This window comes from Sorangium sp. So ce590 (genome assembly GCF_051521365.1).
GTDB lineage: Bacteria > Myxococcota_A > Polyangia > Polyangiales > Polyangiaceae > Sorangium.
Genome location: NZ_CP150346.1, coordinates 2,247,581 through 2,266,734, shown reverse-complemented (window position 1 = coordinate 2,266,734; position 19,154 = coordinate 2,247,581). Strand labels below are relative to the sequence as shown.

The 19,154-nt window shown below is 72.7% G+C and carries 18 protein-coding genes and 1 tRNA gene; 6 read left to right on the top strand and 13 right to left on the bottom strand.

All coding sequences use genetic code 11. The features are described 5' to 3' along the window. Nucleotides 1–846 (bottom strand): GAF domain-containing protein, encoded by an 846-nt coding sequence (locus WMF28_RS08545; RefSeq protein ID WP_437488618.1) that lies wholly within the window; start codon nt 844–846, stop codon nt 1–3. Nucleotides 847–1,063: 217 nt separating this feature from the next. Further along, nucleotides 1,064–2,143 (bottom strand): type 2 isopentenyl-diphosphate Delta-isomerase, encoded by a 1,080-nt coding sequence (gene fni, locus WMF28_RS08540; RefSeq protein WP_437601608.1) that lies wholly within the window; start codon nt 2,141–2,143, stop codon nt 1,064–1,066. Between the two features lie 160 nt (nt 2,144–2,303). On the opposite strand from fni, the gene WMF28_RS08535 reads away from it, so the two are divergent. Both WMF28_RS08535 and argH read left to right on the top strand, forming a co-directional pair. Then, complete coding sequence (locus WMF28_RS08535) at nt 2,304–3,263, top strand: hypothetical protein (protein WP_437601607.1); 960 nt, start codon at nt 2,304–2,306, stop codon at nt 3,261–3,263. After that, a complete protein-coding gene (argH, locus tag WMF28_RS08530) occupies nt 3,264–4,556 on the top strand; it encodes an argininosuccinate lyase (RefSeq protein WP_437601606.1) in 1,293 nt (430 codons plus the stop codon). A gap of 27 nt (nt 4,557–4,583) precedes the next feature. Here argH and rpiA read toward each other — a convergent pair whose 3' ends face one another. From rpiA to WMF28_RS08495, 7 genes are all read right to left on the bottom strand, one after another. Further along, entirely contained in the window at nt 4,584–5,282 is a 699-nt protein-coding gene (gene rpiA / locus WMF28_RS08525; protein WP_437601605.1) for a ribose-5-phosphate isomerase RpiA, read from the bottom strand. A 26-nt stretch (nt 5,283–5,308) separates the two neighbouring features. Next, entirely contained in the window at nt 5,309–5,956 is a 648-nt protein-coding gene (locus WMF28_RS08520) for a phospholipase D family protein (RefSeq protein ID WP_437601604.1), read from the bottom strand. After that, nucleotides 5,953–6,396, bottom strand: coding sequence for an acyl-CoA thioesterase (locus WMF28_RS08515; RefSeq protein ID WP_437601603.1), 444 nt, complete (start codon nt 6,394–6,396; stop codon nt 5,953–5,955). The genes WMF28_RS08520 and WMF28_RS08515 overlap by 4 nt, the downstream gene beginning before the upstream one ends. Nucleotides 6,397–6,401: 5 nt before the next feature. Continuing rightward, nucleotides 6,402–6,980, bottom strand: a complete 579-nt coding sequence (locus WMF28_RS08510) for a DUF3501 family protein (RefSeq protein WP_437601602.1) — start codon at nt 6,978–6,980, stop codon at nt 6,402–6,404. A gap of 47 nt (nt 6,981–7,027) precedes the next feature. Beyond that, nucleotides 7,028–8,404, bottom strand: coding sequence for a hypothetical protein (locus tag WMF28_RS08505; protein WP_437601601.1), 1,377 nt, complete (start codon nt 8,402–8,404; stop codon nt 7,028–7,030). Nucleotides 8,405–8,558: 154 nt separating this feature from the next. Beyond that, entirely contained in the window at nt 8,559–8,987 is a 429-nt protein-coding gene (locus WMF28_RS08500) for a rubrerythrin family protein (protein ID WP_437579236.1), read from the bottom strand. Nucleotides 8,988–9,068: 81 nt separating this feature from the next. Then, complete coding sequence (locus WMF28_RS08495; protein WP_437601600.1) at nt 9,069–9,752, bottom strand: Fur family transcriptional regulator; 684 nt, start codon at nt 9,750–9,752, stop codon at nt 9,069–9,071. Nucleotides 9,753–9,989: 237 nt separating this feature from the next. Between WMF28_RS08495 and rpsU the strand changes: the two genes are divergently transcribed. The 3 genes from rpsU to WMF28_RS08480 all read left to right on the top strand — a co-directional run bounded on the left by rpsU (nt 9,990) and on the right by WMF28_RS08480 (nt 11,818). After that, nucleotides 9,990–10,214 (top strand): 30S ribosomal protein S21, encoded by a 225-nt coding sequence (gene rpsU, locus WMF28_RS08490; RefSeq protein ID WP_012234386.1) that lies wholly within the window; start codon nt 9,990–9,992, stop codon nt 10,212–10,214. A gap of 208 nt (nt 10,215–10,422) precedes the next feature. Further along, entirely contained in the window at nt 10,423–11,574 is a 1,152-nt protein-coding gene (locus WMF28_RS08485) for a glycosyltransferase (RefSeq protein WP_437601599.1), read from the top strand. A gap of 169 nt (nt 11,575–11,743) precedes the next feature. Beyond that, a tRNA-Pro gene (locus tag WMF28_RS08480) sits at nt 11,744–11,818 on the top strand. A 153-nt stretch (nt 11,819–11,971) separates the two neighbouring features. Here WMF28_RS08480 and WMF28_RS08475 read toward each other — a convergent pair. Beyond that, nucleotides 11,972–13,570 carry an amidase gene (locus WMF28_RS08475; RefSeq protein ID WP_437601598.1) on the bottom strand — a complete coding sequence of 533 codons (1,599 nt, stop codon included), beginning with the start codon at nt 13,568–13,570 and terminating at the stop codon, nt 11,972–11,974. An 89-nt stretch (nt 13,571–13,659) separates the two neighbouring features. On the opposite strand from WMF28_RS08475, the gene hrpB reads away from it, so the two are divergent. Next, on the top strand, nt 13,660–16,374 hold the full coding sequence (gene hrpB, locus WMF28_RS08470) for an ATP-dependent helicase HrpB (protein ID WP_437601597.1): 2,715 nt from the start codon (nt 13,660–13,662) through the stop codon (nt 16,372–16,374). Between the two features lie 34 nt (nt 16,375–16,408). On the opposite strand, the gene WMF28_RS08465 is transcribed toward hrpB, so the two are convergent. The 3 genes from WMF28_RS08465 to WMF28_RS08455 all read right to left on the bottom strand — a co-directional run bounded on the left by WMF28_RS08465 (nt 16,409) and on the right by WMF28_RS08455 (nt 19,023). Further along, the gene (locus WMF28_RS08465; RefSeq protein ID WP_437601596.1) at nt 16,409–17,446 is read right to left on the bottom strand and encodes a hypothetical protein; all 1,038 of its coding nucleotides are present in this window, start codon (nt 17,444–17,446) and stop codon (nt 16,409–16,411) included. Next, a complete protein-coding gene (locus WMF28_RS08460; RefSeq protein ID WP_437601595.1) occupies nt 17,446–18,540 on the bottom strand; it encodes a bifunctional chorismate mutase/prephenate dehydratase in 1,095 nt (364 codons plus the stop codon). The genes WMF28_RS08465 and WMF28_RS08460 overlap by 1 nt, the downstream gene beginning before the upstream one ends. 117 nt (nt 18,541–18,657) lie before the next feature. Beyond that, nucleotides 18,658–19,023 (bottom strand): FmdB family zinc ribbon protein, encoded by a 366-nt coding sequence (locus WMF28_RS08455; protein ID WP_437601594.1) that lies wholly within the window; start codon nt 19,021–19,023, stop codon nt 18,658–18,660. Nucleotides 19,024–19,154: the final 131 nt, after the last annotated feature.

Genomic DNA, 19,154 nt, shown 5'->3' with positions numbered 1-19,154 from the left:
TCAGTCCTCCAGGTCCAGGAATGCCTGGACGCCGGGCACCTTCCGGCCGGCGTCGGTGAAGAGCCGCGCGTTGATGAGGGCGGGGGCGGCCTGGGCCCCGAGGAGCTTGAAGAGCTCGGTGTCCACGTTCACGAACTCCGTCTTTTGCGGGAGCGTGCTGAAGATCGCGATGACACCCACGGTGCGCCCGTTGAAGTCGAGCGGGATCACCGCCGCCGGCTCCTCGATGCTCCCCTTGGAGACGTCCTTGGCCTCGTCGAAGAAGATTTCCCCCTTCGAGAATGCCTGGCCTGCGATGCCTTCGGTCACCGGCATGCGCACAATCTCCTCGACGGCCACACCTTCGCTCGCGATCGAGACGAGCTCCTTACCATCAGGCGACGCCAGGTACACGGAGAAGGCGCCCGCCCCGAGGAACTGCGCCAGGAGCTCCTTCAGGTTGCGGAGGACATGGCGCACGTTGCGCGCCGCGTGCAGCTGCGAGAGGGCGACGTACAGGTTCGCGAGGTTCGCGAGCTCCCCCTCCGCCTCCGAGTAGCGGCTGTTGAAGCGGTCCGAGGCCGCCACCATCCGCACCGACTGCGTCACGAGGTCGCGCTTCTCCTGCTCGAGCTCCTCGATCTTGCGGAGCAGGTCACGGATGGCCGAGTCGCTCGCGAGGTGCGCGCGCAGCTTGCCGTTCTCCGATTCGAGCTCGGTGATCTTGTCACGAAGGCGCTCGTTCTCGCGGAGGAGCTCCTCGGTCAGCTGCGCCCCCTTGCGGAAGAACTGCTGAATGAAGGCATCACGCTCCTTCTTCAGGTCCTCGGGGGGACGATCGCTCGGACGCCCTTTTTTCTCCGTCATTTTATCCCGGGGTTCTCCAGAGCTTCGGACCGTATCATGCGGGGCTGACCGGACGGAAGCGTCGAGCGCGGGCCGCCGGCGCCGCCCGGACCCGCCGCCGAGGGGGCGAGCGCCCGGCGCCTCGCGGCCCCGGCCGCGGTCAGCGATGTCGGCTCGGGCGCGCTCGCCCTACCTCGGGGACCGGACCCCCGCCTTCCCGGCCCGCCCACCTCCACGACTACGCCTTCTCCATCTGCTTCAGCAGCTTGGTCCACTGGCGCAGCTCCCGTCCGAGCAGCGCAGGAGTCTTCCGGAGCGACGCGACGTCGCGCGCCCCGACGAGCAGCATGACCGCCCGGAGCTCCGCCTCGATGCTCTCCAGGTACCGCACCGTGGCGTCCCGTCCTCCCGAGACGAAGGCCTGGAGCACCGGACGAGCGATCCCGGCCGCATGCGCGCCGAGCGCAAGCGCCCGAGCGATGTCAAGGCCGCTCGTGATGCCCCCGGTCGCGATGATCGTCTTGAAGCGAGGACGGATGGTGCGAGCGATGAGCACCGACGCGGCCGTCGGGACGCCCCACTCGCGCAGCGCCTCGCCGAGGGAGCGGGCTGCGCCGTTGGCGCGCGCCGTCTCGACGGCGACCCACGATGTTCCTCCGGCGCCGGAGACGTCCAGGTTGCGGACGCCTGCCTTGACCAGGCGGTACGCGGTTCCGGGGCCGATCCCGCAGCCGGTCTCCTTCGCGACGACCGGCACGCTGAGGCCGTTCGCCAGCCGGCTCATCGCCTCCAGCGCGCCGGTGAAGTCGCGGTCGCCGCCCGGCTGGACCAGCTCCATCGCGGGGTTCATGTGGACGCAGAGCGCATCGGCGCCGACCTGGGCCACGAGCTCGGCGACCGCCTCCGTCGACAGCGACCGCGCCTGCACGGCGCCGATGTTCCCGAGGACGAGGGTCGTCGGGGCGTGCTCGCGGACCTCGTACGAGGCGGAGGCCTCGCCGTTCAGCATCGCGCGCTGACTCCCGAGGCCGAAGCCGTACCCGCGCTCCTCGGCGATCTGCGACAGCTCCCGGTTGATCGCCTGCGCGCGTTCCGTCCCGCCGGTCATGGCCGCGATCAGGAGCGGAGCGCGGAGCCGCTTGCCGAGCAGCAGCACCGAGGTGTCGATCGCGTCGAGGGAGAGCTCCGGGAGCGCGTCGTGGATCAGCTCGACCTGTTCCAGAAGCGTGGTCTTGGCCCGGAATCCGACATCACCCGTCGCGCAGAGCTCGATGTGGTCGGCCTTCCTCTCGGAGATGTCGTTCGCCTCTTCCGTCATGGGGGCACAACTTTACGCGGTCGGTGACCTCCGTCGAAAAGGAAGTGGCATGGACAAAAAATCGCCAAAAATCGCGCCCCGAGGCCCGCGCCGGCGTCGGCCCCCCCTCCCCTTGCACCTACCGCGCGACCGGCGGGCGGCCGTGGCATAAAGTAACCCCATGGACCTCCCGGACGAATCCCAGATCCGCTGGATCCTTCGCACGACCTCCACGCTCCTCCAGCACGGCGCAGAGCCGGTGCGGGGGCTGGTGCAACCGACGGCCGAGTTCTTCCCCGATCCGTACGACGGCTCGCCCAAGACGGTGGCCGCCCTGATGCTGCGGGTGCAGGAGCACGCCGGGCTCCAGGATCTCCCGGTGGAGCTCGCGGTGGTCAGCCCGGAGGGGCAGGCCAGCACCGTGAGCTGCTCGAGCGGTGCGTGCGGCGGGATGGCGCTGGAGACGAAGCTCGAGCGGGTGGCCCGGCGCGACGACGGCGGCTACCGGGTCGCCGTCTCCGCGGGCGAGCTCCGCAACCCGACGGTGCTCACGACGGCGTTCGTGCGCGCGGTGTCGTTCATGTTCCTGAGCGAGGCCGGCACCTTCCACGCGCTCGCGCCGCCGGACCGCGAGCCCGCCGTCGATCTCGCCGCCGTGCTGCTCGGCTTCGGCGTCCTCGCGACGAACGGCTCGTACCTGTACGCGAAGGGCTGCGGCGGCGTGCAGGTGCACTCGGCGACCAAGATGCCGGTCGACGAGCTCGCGCTCGCGCTCGCCATTCACTGCCGGCTGCACGACGTGCCCGACCGGGCCGCCGCGCGGCACCTCGACGTGACGCCGCGCGCCCACTTCGACGAGTCGGCGGTCTGGGCCAGCTCCAACATCGCGCTCGTCCGCATGCTGCGCGCCGCCCCGGATCGCATCGCCGCGGACGACTACGCGATCGGCGAGTCGAGGAGCTGGCTGGCCCGCGCGCTCGGCTTCGGCAAGCGCCGGCCGGCGCGGACGGCGGAGGACGACCTGCGCGAGCTCGAGCGAGAGCTCGCGGCCGGCGCGGCGAAGGCGCGATCGCTGGATGAGGGCAAGGCCAAGAAGCTTGCGGAGATCCGTGCTCTCGTGGACGAGAGCCTGGGGAGCTGAATGAGCGTACGACTCTGGGACAAAGGGGGCGCGACCGACGCCCAAATGCTGCGTTACACCTCGCGCGACGACTGGCAGCTCGATCAGCGCCTGCTCGCCTACGACCTGCGGGCCACGATCGCGCACGTCCGCGGGCTCGCGCGGATCGGCGTGCTCAGCGAGACGGAGCGGGACGCGCTCGTCCGCGAGCTCGATGTGCTCGCAGCGCAGAACGAGGCCGGCGAGCTGCGGCTCACCGAGGACGACGAGGACGGTCACAGCGCGATCGAGGCTGCGCTTGTCGCCCGCATCGGCGATGCGGGCAAGAAGGTGCACACCGGCCGGAGCCGCAACGACCAGGTGCTCGTCGCGATGCGCCTCTACGAGCGTGACGCCCTGGACGAGCTCGCCGAGCACGCGACGACCGGCGCCCGCGCGCTGCTCGAGCTCGCCCGGCGCGAGGCGGAGACGCCGATGCCCGGCTACACGCACCTGCAGCGGGCGGTGCCGTCGTCCGTCGGCTACTGGGCCGCTTCCTTCGTCGAGGGGCTCACCGACGCGGTCGATGTCATCCGCGCGACGCGGGCGCTCGTCGACCGCTGCCCGCTCGGCGGCGCCGCCGGCTTCGGCGTGAACCTGCCGCTCGATCGCGCCGGCGTCGCGCGCGAGCTCGGGTTCGCCGGCGTGGCATTGAACCCGCTGGCTTCCCAGACGTCGCGCGGCATCATCGAGGCGCAGATCCTCGCGGCCGCGTGGCAGGTCGTCGCCGTGATCCGCCGGCTCGCGTGGGATCTCAGCCTGTTCGCGATGAGCGAGCTCGCGTTCATCCGGCTCCCGGAGGCGTTCACCACCGGCTCCTCGATCATGCCGCAGAAGCGCAACCCGGACGTCATCGAGCTCATGCGCGCGGCCTGCTCGGTCGTGCAGGGGGCGCTCGCCGAGGTGCAGTCCCTCGTGGCGCTCCCGTCCGGCTACCACCGCGACCTGCAGCTCACGAAGGGCCCCACGATGCGCGGCCTCGACGAGGCGCTCGCGACGTCGCGCCTCTTGCCGCGGCTCGTCGAGGGGCTCGCGTTCGACCGCGAGCGCATGGCCCGCGCGATCACGCCCGAGTGCTTCGCGACCGATCGAGCCGTCGAGCTCGCGGTGCAGGGCATCCCGTTCCGCGAGGCCTACCGGAGTGTCGCGGCCGAGATCGCGGCGCTCCCGGCCGGCGACGCCGCGGCGAGCCTCCGCGCGCGCGTGTCGCTCGGCGCCCCAGGCAACCTCGCGCTCGACGACCTGGCCCGCAGGCTGGAGCGGCAGGCCCGCTAGCGAGGCCGAGCAGCACAGAGCGGCGCGCTAGCGCTGCTTACGCAGCTCTCGGACCGCGCCCTTGTCGGCCACCAGCACGAGGGTGGCCATGTCGAGGAAGAGCCCGGTGTCGACGACGCCGGGGATCTTGCGGATGCGGGCGTCGACCGCTGCGGGCGCGTCCATCGGGCCGAACGCGGTGTCGAGGATCCAGTTGTGGTTGTCGGTCTGCAGGGGGTACCCGTCCGCGTTCTTGCGGATCGCCGGCTTGCCCCCGAGCGCGGTCAGGTGCCGCGCGGCCGACGTGCTGGCGAAGGGCACCACCTCGACCGGGATGGGCACGCGTGAGCCGAGCTTCTCGACGAGCTTCTCGGGGGTCACGAGGATGATGAACTCCGCGGCCTCGTAGGCCACCACGCGCTCGCGGAGGAGCGCGCCGCCGAGGCCCTTGATGAGCCCGAGATCGGGCGCCACCTCGTCGGCGCCGTCCACGGCGACGTCGAGGCGCTCGACCTCGTCGAACGGCACCATCGGGATGTTCTCGCGGCGGCCGAGCGCCGCCGAGCGTTCGGACGTGGCGACGCCCCGGATCTGGAGGCCGCCGCGGACGCGCTCGCCGAGGCGGCGGATGAAGGCCTCGGCCGCGCGCCCGGTGCCGAGCCCGAGCAGCATCCCGCTGTTCACGCGCGCGAGCGCGGCGACGGCGATTCGATCGAGGTCGGAGGGGTCCGGTCCCGCGGTGCTCATGCGCTGCTCATCGGCCATCAATGCCGTCAGCGCAACGGGATTTTGTCGAGCTCGTCGAGCGGCCCCGGGCAGAGGGGCCGGAGCCGGCAGCCTTTGCACTCGGCGCCCGTCCAGATCGCCTCGAACGTCGCCTGCATCTCGTCGAGCAGGAGGTCGTCGTCCGTGAGCACGCCCGCCTCGAAGTTCCTCCGCCCATCGCCCTTCGCCCCGAGCCCGGCGCCGGTGAGGTTCGCGGAGCCGAGGTAAAGGAGCGCGCCGTCGACGGCGATCATCTTCAGGTGGACGCGCGGGCAGCGCCGCATCGCGATCGGCGACCGGGGCCGGCGGCGGAGCTCGGCGCGGAAGGCGCGCGACGGGACGCCGGCGTGCAGCAGGCGCAGCTCGACCCCGCGGGCGGCGAGCGCGTCGAGCAAGTCGAGGAAGGACATGTACCGGCCGCGCGCCCGCGCCCTCGATCCGATGGGCGCCTCGACGCGCAGCTCCTTCACGTTGGCCGTCGCGATCCACACCGAGACGCGGGCGTTCGCGACGGCGCCCATGACGAGCGCGTCGTAGTGCGCCCTGTCGCGGAGGAGCGTCAGCTCGACCCGCCGCTTGAGCTGGATCCGCGGCGTCGCCGCTTCATCGACCCGCGTGCGCGCGCGTGCGCGCGGGCGCGCCGGCCGCGCGCTCACACCCGTTGACCGGCGCCGGCGGGCGCCTGCTCGAGATCGAGGTGGGCGCTGAGCAGGGCCCGGACGTCCTCCGGCATCGGGACCGACGCCAGCTGTACCAGGTCGGTGGTGACCACCGTGTGCCGGAGCTCGGCCGCAAGCACACCGTCGTGGGTGCGGATCATGCGGTACCGGAGCGTGGCGCTCCGCCTGCCGACGCGGACGACCGACGTCTCGATGCGGAGCGTCTCGCCGTAACGCACCGGCGCCGCGTAGTCGGCCTCGACCCGCACCGCCGGCAGCCCGATCCGCCGCTTCAGGATGAGCGCGGCGTAGCCTCCCTCGAGCGGCGCGAAGAAGCGCTCCATCGCCTCGTGCGCGTAGTTGAGGAAGCGCGCGAAGAAGACGATGTTCGCGGCGTCGACGTCCTCGAACTTGATCGGGCGATCGAGCGAGACCATCGCGGCTAGGAGAGGTCCTCGGCGAGCTTCTCCAGGGTCGCTCTCCCGAGCGGCGCCTTCACCGCGTAGCGCGGGTGCGCGATCGCGAGCGACACCGTCGCCTTCTTTGCCTTGATCCCGGCCTGCGCCTCGGCCGGGAGATCCACCTTGAGGTAGTGCACCGCCGTCGTGCGGTCCTCCAGGATGGCCTCGTCGCGCTTGCCGTGCGCCCGCGCGGCGATGCCGTCGACCTCGATCGACACCGTGTCCTCCAGCCCGACAAGATCGACGAGCATCCGATCGCGCAGCGCCCGGTCCGGGATCTCGACGAAGAGCGTCAGGCTGAGCTGCCCCTCCCCCGGGATGAGATCGTTGTACGTCTCGATCTCGTGGAGGATGCCGCTCTCGCTCGTGATGCGCTCGGTGCGGAGCATCTCCTGGATCTGGAAGAGCACGGAGTCGCGGTTCTCGAACACCGCGGTCATGTGGTCTCCGATCCGCACGCGGCGGGCCCGCTTCTCCTCGATGATGCGGCTGCGGAATCGCTCCCGGATCGCCTCGTATTCGCCGATCCCGAGCACCTCGTTGCGATCGATGGGACGCATGACGGCTCCTCTCTTCGACGTCTCGTTTACGTCTCCCGTACGTCTCTTCACGACTTCGGACCGAGGTGCGACGTCGGTCCGAGCCCGTACGCGTGGGCGAGCGCCTCGACCGGGTGCAGCACCTTCGCGCCGTTCTCCTTGACCATCCTGAGGCCGGCGAGGGTGCAGTCGCTGACGATGACGTCCGCATCCGCGACGCCGCGCACGAGCTTCGATGCGTACTTGCGGCCGGTCTCGTAGTGGGCCGCCTTCATCCCCCACGTGCCATCCACGGCCGAGCACTGCTCGATGACGCGCACCTCGGTGTCGGGCACGACGCCGAGCACCCTGGCGCCCGGGAAGCCGATCTTCTGGGCGCGCAGGTGGCACGCGGCGTGGTACGCGATCGCGCCGAGCCCCTTCTTGAACTCGCGGTTGAGCTTCTTCTCGCGCCCGAGCTGGACGAGGAACTCCATCATGTCGAGCGTCGCGGCCGCGACCTCGCGCGCCTCCGCCGTCTGCAGGTACTCCGGCCACTCCTTCTTCATCGTGTAGCCGCACGTCGGGCCGACCACGACGATCTTCCTGCCCATGCGGACGTGCGGGAGCAGGAGCTCGACGTTCTGCTTCACCTTCGCGGTGAAGGCCTCGAGATCGCCGCCGTCGAGGTTCGGCATCCCGCAGCATGTCAGCGCGCCCGCCGGGGCGTCCTGCGGATCGTCCGCGGAGGTGCAGCCGGGCACGTGCACCGCGTAGCCGTTGTGCTCGAGGACGCGGACCGCTGCCTCGGGGACCCCGGGCGTGTTGTACTCGCCGTAGCAGGTCGCGAAGAGCACCACGGCGCCTTGCTTGCCGGCGTCCGGCGCGGCGCTGTGCTCCACGAACCACGACGAGAACGGCTTGCGCGCCATCTCCGGGAGCGGGAACTCCGACGAGATCCCGGTCACCTTCTCCTGCACCTTGCGCAGCAGGCGGCTCGTCTGCACGAGGTTCGCCAGCGGCGCGGCCCGGCCCGAGCCCAGCGCGCCGATCAGCTGTGGCTCGCCGAGGATCCGGTCCACCAGCGGGATGCCCTCCCGCTGGGCGCGCACCGCGCGCTCGCGCGCGAGCACGCGCGGGAAGTCCAGGAGCTCGTAGGCGTGCTCGTCGGCGGTGTACGGGCACTTGATGTAACAGAGCTTGCACTGCCAGCACTCGTCGCCGATGGCCTTGAAGTCGTCGTAGGCGAGGGCCTCGGCGCCCTCGGCGACACCGGACTCGATGTCCCTGTCGACGCGGGCGAAGAGCTCGGGGAACGAGCCGCAGTACCCGACGCACATGCGGCACTCGTGACAGATCTGGAAGGTCCGCCGCAGCTCTGCCTCGAGGTCGCGGGGATCGAGATATCGCTCGTCGTTCGGCGATGTCGCCGGCGGACGGTCTGGTGCACGCCGAATGACGCTCACGGGTCGGTTCCTCTCAACATCCTCTGGAAATACGAGACGATGGGGCCGCTCGCCGCGTGGCGCGGCACCGGACGGCGACGGCGCATGCGCCCCGGGTCGAGCCGCCGACGGCTCGGCGCGATCCGGGGCGCTCGCGCTCTCTCATGGGTCGAGATCAGAAGTCGAGCGACTGCAGCGCCTTCTGGAAGCGCCCGGCGTGAGACTTCTCGGCCTTGGCGAGCGTCTCGAACCACTCGGCGATGTCGTCGAAGCCCTCGGCGCGGGCCTCCTTGGCGAAGCCCGGGTACATCGTCTCGTACTCGTGGGTCTCGCCGGCGACGGCGGCCTTCAGGTTCTTCTCCGTGTTGCCGATCGGCAGACCGGTCGCCGGGTCGCCGGCCTGCCGGAGGTAGTCGAGGTGGCCGTGCGCGTGGCCCGTCTCGCCGTCCGCCGTGTCCTTGAAGAGACCCGCGACATCGGGGCGACCTTCGACGTCGGCGACCTTTGCGAAATACAGGTAGCGGCGGTTGGCCTGCGACTCCCCGGCGAACGCGTCCTTCAGGTTCTGGTGCGTCTTCGTGCCCGTAAGCTGCTTGGTGGTCATGGTGTTCGCTCTCCTTGGTTGAACGGCTGGGACGATGGATCCCTGGTGCCCGCAGGTCAGCTCGGCGGCGCGGAGACTCCGCTAGCCATGTTCAGGGCGCCGCGCCCGTCGAGCCCCTGCGGGGCGGAGTCGATTGTTTTCCTCGCTGCGCCCGGCGTGGCGCGCCGCTGCGTGCGCGCTCTCGTCCTGCCTGCCCTTCGCGCAGGCAGCGCAGAGCCCCCGGTAGATCCGCTCGACGGCGCGGACCTCGAAGCCGGGCGCGGCCGTGAGCGGCGCGGGGACGATCTCGTCCAAGCGCTCGGCCAACAGCTCGCTCGGCTCGCACGGCACGTCGCGGACGAGCCCGCAGCGGTCACAGACGGCGTGATGGTGCGCATCCATGTTCGGATCGAAGCGCGAGGCGCCGGGCGACAGCGACAGGGCGACGCACAGCCCCGCCGACGCCAGCGCATCCAGCGTGTTGTAGACGGTGGCGAAGCTCATCGTCGGCAGCGCCGGCCGGAGCCGCTCGAACAGCTCCTGCGCGGTCGGGTGCGTCGGATCGGCCGCGAGCTCGCGCACGATCGCCAGGCGCTGCGGCGTCAGCTTGAGCCCCGAGGATCGCACGCACGCCAGCATGGACGCGACCCGGGCATCCTCTTCGATCCCCTCGCGCGCGAGGCTGCCCGCGCGCCACCGACCAGCGCGGGGCGTAGACCCCTTGACGGCAGGTGTTCGCGGGGTGGCCACGGCGAGAGTGATACTTAGAAAGTTTCTCAGTTGCAAGTCTCAACAATCACCGGCAGATGAGCCTGGTAATTCCAGCTCGAATCAGGCAAATCTGTCGTATCGACCGCGGACGACGCGACGCCGCGTCGCGCTCCGTGCCTGGGGGGATGGCTCTTGCGAGGCCAGAAAGCCTCTGCCATAGTGCGCGCCCCGCGCTGCCGGGCCCCCGCCGGCTCGCATTTCGCCCGCCAACTGGGCCAAGTTTTTTCCCAGCTAAAGAGGACGCTTCGAGACATGCCGACCGACGCCATTCAGTGCAAACCGCTCGAGGTCGCCGTGGGCGACAAGGGCATCGAGCGCGCCATCAAACACCTCAAGAGGAAGATGGCCGCCGAGGGGATCCTCCGCGAGCTGAAGCGGCGCCGGCACTACATGAAGCCGTCCGTGAAGCGGCGCAAGAAGGCCTCCGAGGCCGCTCGCCGCCGCCGGAAGCGGTCGAAGATGGACATGGTCGCCTAGCGCGACCATCCCTCGCGCAAGGGCAACCGGCCAAGACGCAGAAGACGCGCGCGGACGCTTGAGTCAAGCCCCCGCGGCGTGCTCTGCGTCTTGTCATTTTTGTCCAGCGACAGCCTCGACGACGTCGATGTGACACGGGCTGCGCGCGTCCATGCGGCGCCGACGCACAGGCAACGCGCGTGGCGCGCCCCGGCTCCCTGAGGTCTCGATGCGCGCCGTCGTGGTCACGACGTCCTATCCGATCAGCGACGAGGATCCTTCGGGCCACTTCGTGCGGTCGTCGGCGCAGGCGCTCGCGCGCAGCGGCGACGAGGTTCACGTGATCGCCGCCGGGGGCTCGGTCCTCGACCCGCCCTCGCGGGACGGCGCCCTCGTGGTCCATCGGGCAGGCGGGGGCGCGCTGTTCGCGTGGCCGGGCGCCGTGGCGCGCGCGCGCGAGTCGCCGATCCGGCTGCTCTCCGTGGCGCCGTTCGCGGCCGCCGTGCTCGATCGGCTCCGTCAGCTCGGGCCGGTCGACCGCGCGGTAGCGCACTGGATTGTCCCGTGCGCGTGGCCGCTCCTGCTCGCCCTGCCGCGCGCGCCGCTCGAGGTGCACGCGCACGGCGCCGACGTGCGGCTCCTGCTCCGCGCGCCGCGCCCCGCGCGCGCCGCGGTGGTTAGCTCGCTCCTCCGCCGCGACGCGCGCTTCGTGTTCGCCGCGCGCGCGCTGCGCGACGCGCTCGCGGGCGCGCTCGCTCCGGAGCAGGCGCGCGCGCTCGCCCTCGCCTCGCGCGTCGCGCCGCCCGCGATCGATCTGCCGCTCGTCGCCGAGCGCGCGGGCGCGCTCCGGAGCGAGCTCGTGCAGCGCCCCGGTGAGCGCCTCGCCGTCGTGGCGTGCCGGCTGATCCCGACGAAGCGGGTCGAGCTCGCGATCGAGGCGGCGCGCGCGGCGGACGCCGGGTTGCGGCTCGTCATCGTCGGCGACGGTCCGGAGCGCGCCGCGCTCGAGCGCATCGCGCGCCGCGGCGCCCCCGCCGCGGCGAGCTCGCGCGGCGCCGGCGGCGTGGGCAGCGCCGCGGGCAGCGCGGGCAGCGCGGCGGTGCGCTTCACGGGCACGCTCCCGCGAAGCGAGGCGCTCGCGTGGATCGGCGCGGCGGACGTGCTGCTGCACCCGTCATCGCACGAGGCCGCCCCCACGGTGATCCGCGAGGCGCGCGCGCTCGGCGTGCCCGTCATCGCGTGCGACGCGGGCGACGTGGTCGCGTGGGCCAGGGACGACGACGGAATCCTCGTGGCGGAAGGCACGGCAGAGAGCCTCGCAGCCGCGCTCCGCGCCATCCCGCCGCGCCGCTCGGATCGCGCGCCCGCGCGTTCGCGCTGAAAGCAACGGCCTCCTCGCCGAGCAAGCCGCGGCGCGCCCCCGGCTCCGGCCAGCGCCGGACGCCCCGTCCGGAGCGGGTCTGCGATCCACGACGCGATGCCCTTGCAATTCTCAAGGCTTCGATTAGGGTCCGCCTCGCTCCGCACCGAAACGTGGCGGCGGAGTGGCTCGGGGCGTAGCGCAGCCTGGTTAGCGCACTTGACTGGGGGTCAAGGGGTCGGTGGTTCGAATCCACTCGCCCCGACTGGTCCGGCGGAGAAGATTCTCCGGCGGACCTTTCGGCTTTGTAGGGCTCAATTGCTTGTCGACCGTGGAGCGCCGGGCAGCGGCGGCGTGGCCCCGTCATCGCGTCCCGGGGTCGCTCACGTCACCCGGCACCCGGGGGCTCGCCGCGTCATCAGGCGAGCGGAGGCGGTGAGACGGGCGTGACGGGCCGATCCGGCTCGCCGGCGAGCTCGTCCTCGATGCTGATCATGGCTGCCAGCACCACGTGGTCGCTGAAGGGGAAGCCGACCACCTGCACCCCGACGGGCAGCCCCTCGCTCTTCGCATCGATCTCGGCGGCCCGCTTCTCCAGCCGGTCGCGCGGCCGCTCGCGGCGCGCCTCGCCGCCGCGCACGCGGGTCACCGGGACGACGCCCGCCGGGAACTGCGTGAGGTTCCAGAGCATCGCGGAGCTGCCCGCGAGGACGAAGTCACGCGACGCGGCGTGCGGCAGCGCCGGCGTGGCGTACGGCGGGCAGAGCAACAGATCGAGCGACTCGGCGCGCATCGCCGACGCGATCGCGGCGCGCGCCTCGCGAAGCGCGTGCGTGGCGCGCCAGAGCTCGGCGACGGACTTCGGCCCCGTCACCTCGAGGAGACGCTGGAGCCGCCGCTCGCCCGCGAGCCCGGCGACGCGCGCGGCGGCGCGACGCGCGAACGGCGGGAGCGACGCCATCGTGCGGAGCGAGCGGAGCGAGACGTCGATGTCGCCCGCGTCGCCGCCCAGCTCGCCGCCCTGGAGGAGCGACAGCGCGGTCGCGCCGCCGTCCGCCGAGAGCGCGGCGAAGTACCCGTAGACCGCGTCGGCGATGCCGGGCGGCGTGAACGGCACCACCGCGGCGCCCCGCGCGCGCAGGGCCGACGCGGCCTTCACGACGGCGCGGGTGACGGCGGACGAGGTGGGGACGAGCCCGTCATCGCAGTAGAATCCGACGCGCAGCCGCGCCACCTCGACGCTCGCCGGCTCGGTGAACGGGAAGGGCGGCACGCGCACGTCCAGCTCGGCCATGGTCGCGGGGTCGAGCTCGGACATGACGAGCGCGATGTCGCGCGCGCTCCTCGCCATCGGCCCGACCTGCGAGCGGACCGCCTCCTGCCCGAGCAGCGCCGAGTTGCTCCCCAGGTTGGTCCAGCGGTCGAGCGTGGGCTTCATGCCGACGATCCCGCAGCAATGCGCGGGGACGCGGATGCTGCCGCCGATGTCCGTGCCGATGCCGAGCGGCGACATCCCCGCTGCGACGGCGGCGGCCTCGCCGCCGGACGAGCCACCCGGGCTGTGATCGAGGCTCCACGGGTTCGCCGTCTGGCCGAAGAGCGGATTGCGCGTCTCGTTGTACAGGAGCAGCTGCGAGACGTTCGTGCGCCCGAGGATCACGGCCCCCGCGCGGCGGAGCAGCGCGGTGACGCCCGCGTCGCCGGCGGCCCGGTGGCCCCTGCGGGACGCGACGCCGAGCGTGGAGGCCATGCCGGCCATGTCGAGCGACTCCTTCACGGTGATCGGGAGCCCGTGGAGCGGGCCGCGGTGCTCCCCGCGACGGCGCTCGTCGTCGAGCCCGCGCGCGGCCGCGAGCGCCTCGTCGTGGAGCACCTGAGTGAACGCGCGGAGCCGCGGATCGAGCGCCTCGATGCGCGAGAGGTGCGCCCGCGTGACCTCCTCGGAGCTGACCTCGCGCGCGGCCAGGAGCGCGGAGAGCGCGGTCGCGGAGAGGCGGGTCGGATCGGTCGCGCTCACGGTGAATCGACGAGTATCACAGGTCCGCGCGCTCGAAGGGTTGCTAGGCTCCGGGGCCCCGCGCCGTTCGCGGGGGAAGCGCCGGAGCCATGCAACCGCTGCCGATCGATCCGATCCTCCCCGATCTCTGCTCCACCCTGCGCGCGCGCCCGAGCGTGGTGCTCGAGGCGCCGCCCGGCGCAGGCAAGACGACGCGCGTGCCGCGCGCGCTGCTCGACGCCGGCTTCGCGGAGCGCGGCGAGATCCTGGTGCTCGAACCGCGGCGGCTGGCCGCGCGCCTCTCGGCGCGGCGCGTGGCCGAAGAGCTCGGCGAGCGCGCGGGCGAGACCGTGGGCTACACGATGCGCTTCGAAGAGGCCGCCGGCCCGGCGACGCGGATCCGCTTCGTGACCGAGGGCGTGCTGACGCGGCGGCTCCTGGTCGATCGCGAGCTCCGGGGCGTCAGCGCCGTGGTGCTCGACGAGTTCCACGAGCGGCACCTCGCGGGCGACGTCGCGCTGGCGCTGCTCCGGCGGCTGCAGCGCGGCGCGCGGCCCGATCTCCGCCTCATCGTGATGTCCGCGACGCTCGACGCCGGGCCGATCGCGGCGTTCCTCGGCGCGCCCGAGGCCCCGGCGGCCGGGGCCGTCGACGCCCACGGCGCACCGGCGATCGAGGCCCCGCGCTGCGCGACCCTGCGCGCCGAGGGGCGGATGTTCGACGTCGCGATCGAGCACCTGCCGGCCGCCCGCGCGAGCACGTCGACCCACGCCGCGGGCGACCGCCGCGCTCCGGCGCACTGGGGCGACAGGACGCTCGAGAGCCTGGTCGCCTCGTCGGTGCGTCAGCTCATCGAGGAGGGGCTCGACGGCGACGTGCTGGTGTTCCTGCCAGGCTCCGCGGAGATCCGCCGATCGATGGAGGCGTGCGCGCCCCTCGCGAAGAGCGAGGATCTGCTGCTCCTGCCGCTGCACGGCTCGCTGTCGCCGGCGGAGCAGGACCGCGCGGTGCGCCCCGCGGACCGGCGCAAGATCATCCTCTCGACCAACGTGGCCGAGACCTCCGTGACCATCGATGGCGTCGTGGCGGTCGTCGACAGCGGCCTCGCGCGCGTGGCCGCGTACGCGCCCTGGTCGGGGCTGCCGACGCTCCGCGTCGCGCCCATCGCCCGCGCCTCCGCGGCGCAACGAGCGGGGCGCGCCGGACGGACGCGGCCCGGCCGCTGCCTCCGGCTCTACACGCGCGGAGATCTCGCCGCGCGGCCGGAGCACGAGGCGCCCGAGATCCGCCGGCTCGATCTCGCGGAGACGGTGCTCGATCTCTGCGCCGCGGGCGTCACGGATCTCGAGGGGTTCGGGTGGCTGGAGGCGCCGCCTGCTGCCGGGCTCGCCGCGGCCGAGGCGCTGCTGGTGCGGCTCGGCGCGCTCGACGAGGGGCGGCGCATGACCCCGACCGGCCGGCGAATGCTGCGCTTCCCGGCGCACCCGCGGCAGGCGCGGATGATCGTCGAGGCCGAGCGGCGCGGCGTCGCCGACGACGGGTGCACCCTCGCGGCGCTCGTCGCGGAGCGCGACCTCGGCGCGCCCGCGGGCCCACGCGAGGGCCGCGCGCGGAGGAGCGACGCGCGGCACAGCTCCGATCTGCTCGCCGCGCTCCAGACCTTCGAGGAGGCGGACCGCGCGCGGTTCGCCGCCGACCGCCTGCGGTGGCTGGGCGTCGATCCGGCGCGCACGCTGGCGGTCGAGCGGACGCGCAAGCAGCTCTCGCGGCTCGCCGACCACCGGAGCGCGGCGCCGCCGGAGACGCTGGAGGCGCGCGAGATCGCGCAGCGCATCGCGATCCTCTCCGGCTACCCCGACCGGGTGGGGCGCCTCCGCCGCCCGGCCAACGCTTCGGGGCGGAGCGGGCGCGAGGTCGTGCTCGCCGCCGGCGGGACGGCCGCGCTCTCCGAGGCGAGCGTGATCGACGATGTCGACCTCGTCGTCGCGGTCGACATCGAGGAGCGCAGCGAGGGACGCGCGGCGCGCACGGTCGTCCGGGCGGCGAGCGCGATCGAGGCCGACTGGCTGCTCGACCTCTTCACCGACGCGATCCGGGACTCGACGGAGGCGACGTGGAACGCGGCCGCGGAGCGCGTCGAGGTCGTGCGCCGGCTCTCGTACGACGGGCTCGTGCTCGACGAGGCGCGGCCGGCCGCGGGCGCGGGCGGCCCGCTCTCGGAGGCGGCCGCGCGAGAGCTCGCCGCGCAGGCGAGGGCGAAGGGGTGGCGGGCGTTCGTGAAGGGCGACGCGCTCGCGGGCTGGCTCCTGCGGGTCGCGTTCGTGCGCGCGCACTGCCCGGACGCCGGGCTGCCCGACGTGGGCGACGAGGCGGTGCTCGCCGCGCTCGAGGCGCTCTGCGAAGGGCGCAGGAGCTTCGCAGAGCTCCGCGACGCGGACCTCGCGGGCGCCGTGCACGCCTCGCTGAGCCCCGCGAAGGCGCGGGCGCTCGCCGAGCTCGCCCCCGAGTCGATCGTCCTGCCCGGCGGCCGGCGGGGGCGCCTCGAGTACGTGGCGGGCGCGCCGCCGTCGCTCGCGTCGCGGCTACAGGACTTCTTCGGCATGGCGGAGGGGCCGCGCGTCGCCGGCGGACGGGTGCCCGTGGTGCTGCACCTCTGCGCGCCGAACCAGCGCCCCGTGCAGGTCACGACCGACCTCTCGGGGTTCTGGGCGCGCCATTACCCGGCCATCGCCAAGGAGCTCCGCCGCCGCTACCCGAAGCACGCGTGGCCGGACGACCCCGCGCACGCCGCGCCGCCGTCGCGCGCGCCGCTCCGCAAGGCGTGAATCAGGCGTGAATCAGGCGTGAATCAATCGTGAATCAGCGCACGAGCGCCGCGGTCCTCGCCGTCTCGGCGGCCGTGCGGAGGAGCATGCGCACGATCCCCTCGCCGAGAGGCAGCGTGAACCCGACGTCGCTCTCGCGCTGCGCGACCTGCATCGGGGGGACCGAGCCGTAGCCGAAGCCCCACGACGAGAGCAGGCTCGCGATCCTGGCGATCTGCTCGAGGTTGCGGAGCGCAACGGCGCCGTTCGCCGCGCTCTGCGGGTCCGTGTACGTGAGGGCGCCGGCGAAGTTGACCCCGGGCGGCTGGAAGTTGCCGATGACGCGCACGTACTGGAGGCCCGCGAGGAACGGGAGCTGGCCCGCCGCCGACGCGACCGCGGGCTGGCTCGAGAGGTCGCCGGCCACGGCGAACGACGCGCTCTTCGTACCGAGCAGCTCGACCATCCACGAGGGCACGGAGCGCTGCAGCTTGCTGAAGCGGAGCCGGTCGAGGGCTCGCCGCAGCCCGGTCTCGTTGCCGGTGAGGATCGTGTGCGGCGTGAGCACGACGAACCCGACGTTGCCGGCCGTGAAGAGATCGTTGTCCGCGTAGCGCGTCTTCACGAGCGGCGCGCCGATGACGGTGACCGTCCTGGCGTCGGCGGAGCGGCGGATCGCGTCGACGTCAAAGTTCCCCTGCATGACGGCGCAGAAGTCCGCGCCCTGCATCGCGTAGAGGCCGCCGTAGATCTTCACGACGTCGCGCGCCGGGACGAAGTTCGACTCCGGGCCCAGCGGGAGCAGGTTGGTGATGAGCTGGTTGACCTCGCCCCCCAGGCCGGAGGTGAACATCGCCGCCGCGTCGAGGTAGCCGAGCATCACCACGCCGCTCGGCAGGACGGCCAGGGGATCCCGATCGATCGCCGTCGCGTCGATCTTCTCTCCGCCGACCAGCGCGAGGCTGTCGTCCGCGCCCCCGCATCCGGCGAGCGCCGGGACGGCGGTCGCGGCGATCGCGAGCGCGACCGCCGCGCGGCGCAGGGCGGCGGCGCCCCGGGAATGCAGCAGCATCCGCACCATCGTGTTCGTCATCAAGGTCGCTCGTGCGGCGGGTCGGGGCGCTCCAGCGGGAAGGAGCCGATGATCTTCAGCATCTTGGTCTCGCGCTTCACGCCCTCGAGCGCCGCGACGAGCGCGCGATCGGTCGTGTGGCCGCTGACCTCGACGTAGAAGACGTAGTCCCAGCCCTCGCCGGGGACGGGGCGGGAGTGGACCCGGCGGAGGTTGCAGCTCCGCTCCTTGAAGTGCTGGAGGATGTCGTGGAGCCCGCCGGGGCGGTCGTGGACGCTGAAGAGGATCGCCGTGGCGTCGTGGCCCGAGCGCGGCGCGGGGAGCCGCGACAGCACCGCGTAGCGGATCCGGAGCTCCCCCTCGTCGCCGACGTTCTCGCGGGCGACCCGGAGCTCCTGCGCGCCGGAGAAGCCGCGGGGGACGATGGCGGCGCTGCCCGCGTCCTCGGCCGCGAGATCCCAGGCGGCCTCCGGGCACCGGACGTCGAGCACCAGCGCGCGCGGGTGCTGGAGCTCGAGGTAGTTCACGCAGGCCACGTGGTCCTGCGGCGAGGCGTACACCCGCTCGACGTCGGCGAGGTTGCCGGTCCGGTTCACGAGGTCGAGCGCCTGCACCAGCTGGCGCTCGCCGACCACCTTGAGGTCGGCGCCGCCGATCGCCTGGATGGTCGGGAAGATCGGCCCCTCCTTGAACGACTCGTACGGGACCACGGCGAAGTCCGCGCGCGAGCGCGCGACCTCCTCGATGGAGGCGATGGGGCTGTCCGCGCGGACGAACTCGCCGCCGACCCCGAAGTGATCGTGCGCCGCGGTCCAGCCGTAGTCGCCCTCGGCGCCCAGGTACGCGACCCGGGGCGCGACCTCGAAGGCGCGCGAGGCCGCGTCGATGGCGACGAAGATCCGCCGCACCGCGCGCTGCGGGAACGGCGGCGTCACGGCGCGCTCGAGCGCCTGGATGTGGGCGGCGTCGGCCGTGGGGGCGAACCGGGCCGTGCCCGTCCTCAGCTTGGCAAGCTCGTGCGCGATGCGCGCCCGGCGCTCGACGCTTCGCAGGATTTCTTGATCCAGCTCTGTGAGCTGCCGGCGGAGCTCCTCAAGTCGCTTTCTCTCATCCATCCCGGCCACCCTAGCACCGCCCCCGGCGCACGTGGACACGCAGCGCTCCGGGCGCAACGCCACGGCGCCACGCCGCGCGCGGCGGGTCACACCTCGTCGCGGCTCGCCGGGGTGGCGTCAGGCCGCCGCGGAGGCGGAACCGGAAGCGGAACCGGACGAGGCGCCGGTGTCGCTCTTGGTGCTGTCGCTCGTCGTCGAGGAGCTGCCCGAGCCGGCGTCGGAGCCCGTCCCCGCAGATCCTGCAGATCCTGAGGAGCTGCCCGTGTCGCTCTCCGACTTCGCGGGCGGCTTGTTCGAGCCCGAGGCATAGAGGTCGGAGTACCAGCCGCTGCCCTTGAGAATGAAGCCCGTGCCGCGCGAAATCTGCCGCCGGGCCGTCGCGTTGTGGCACGACGGGCAATCGGAAAGCGCCGCCTCTTTGATGGACTGCTCGGCCTCCCATTCATGCGCGCAAGATGTGCAGGCGTACTCGTAAGTGGGCATGGCGTTTCTACTCCTCAGAACAATGCGAGGGATATGGCCATGTTAGCCACCTGTCAAGGCGGCTGCCAAGAGCGGTCGTTGCGTTTCCGACACACATCGATACGCACACGCGCCGCCGCCACGCCCTGAGC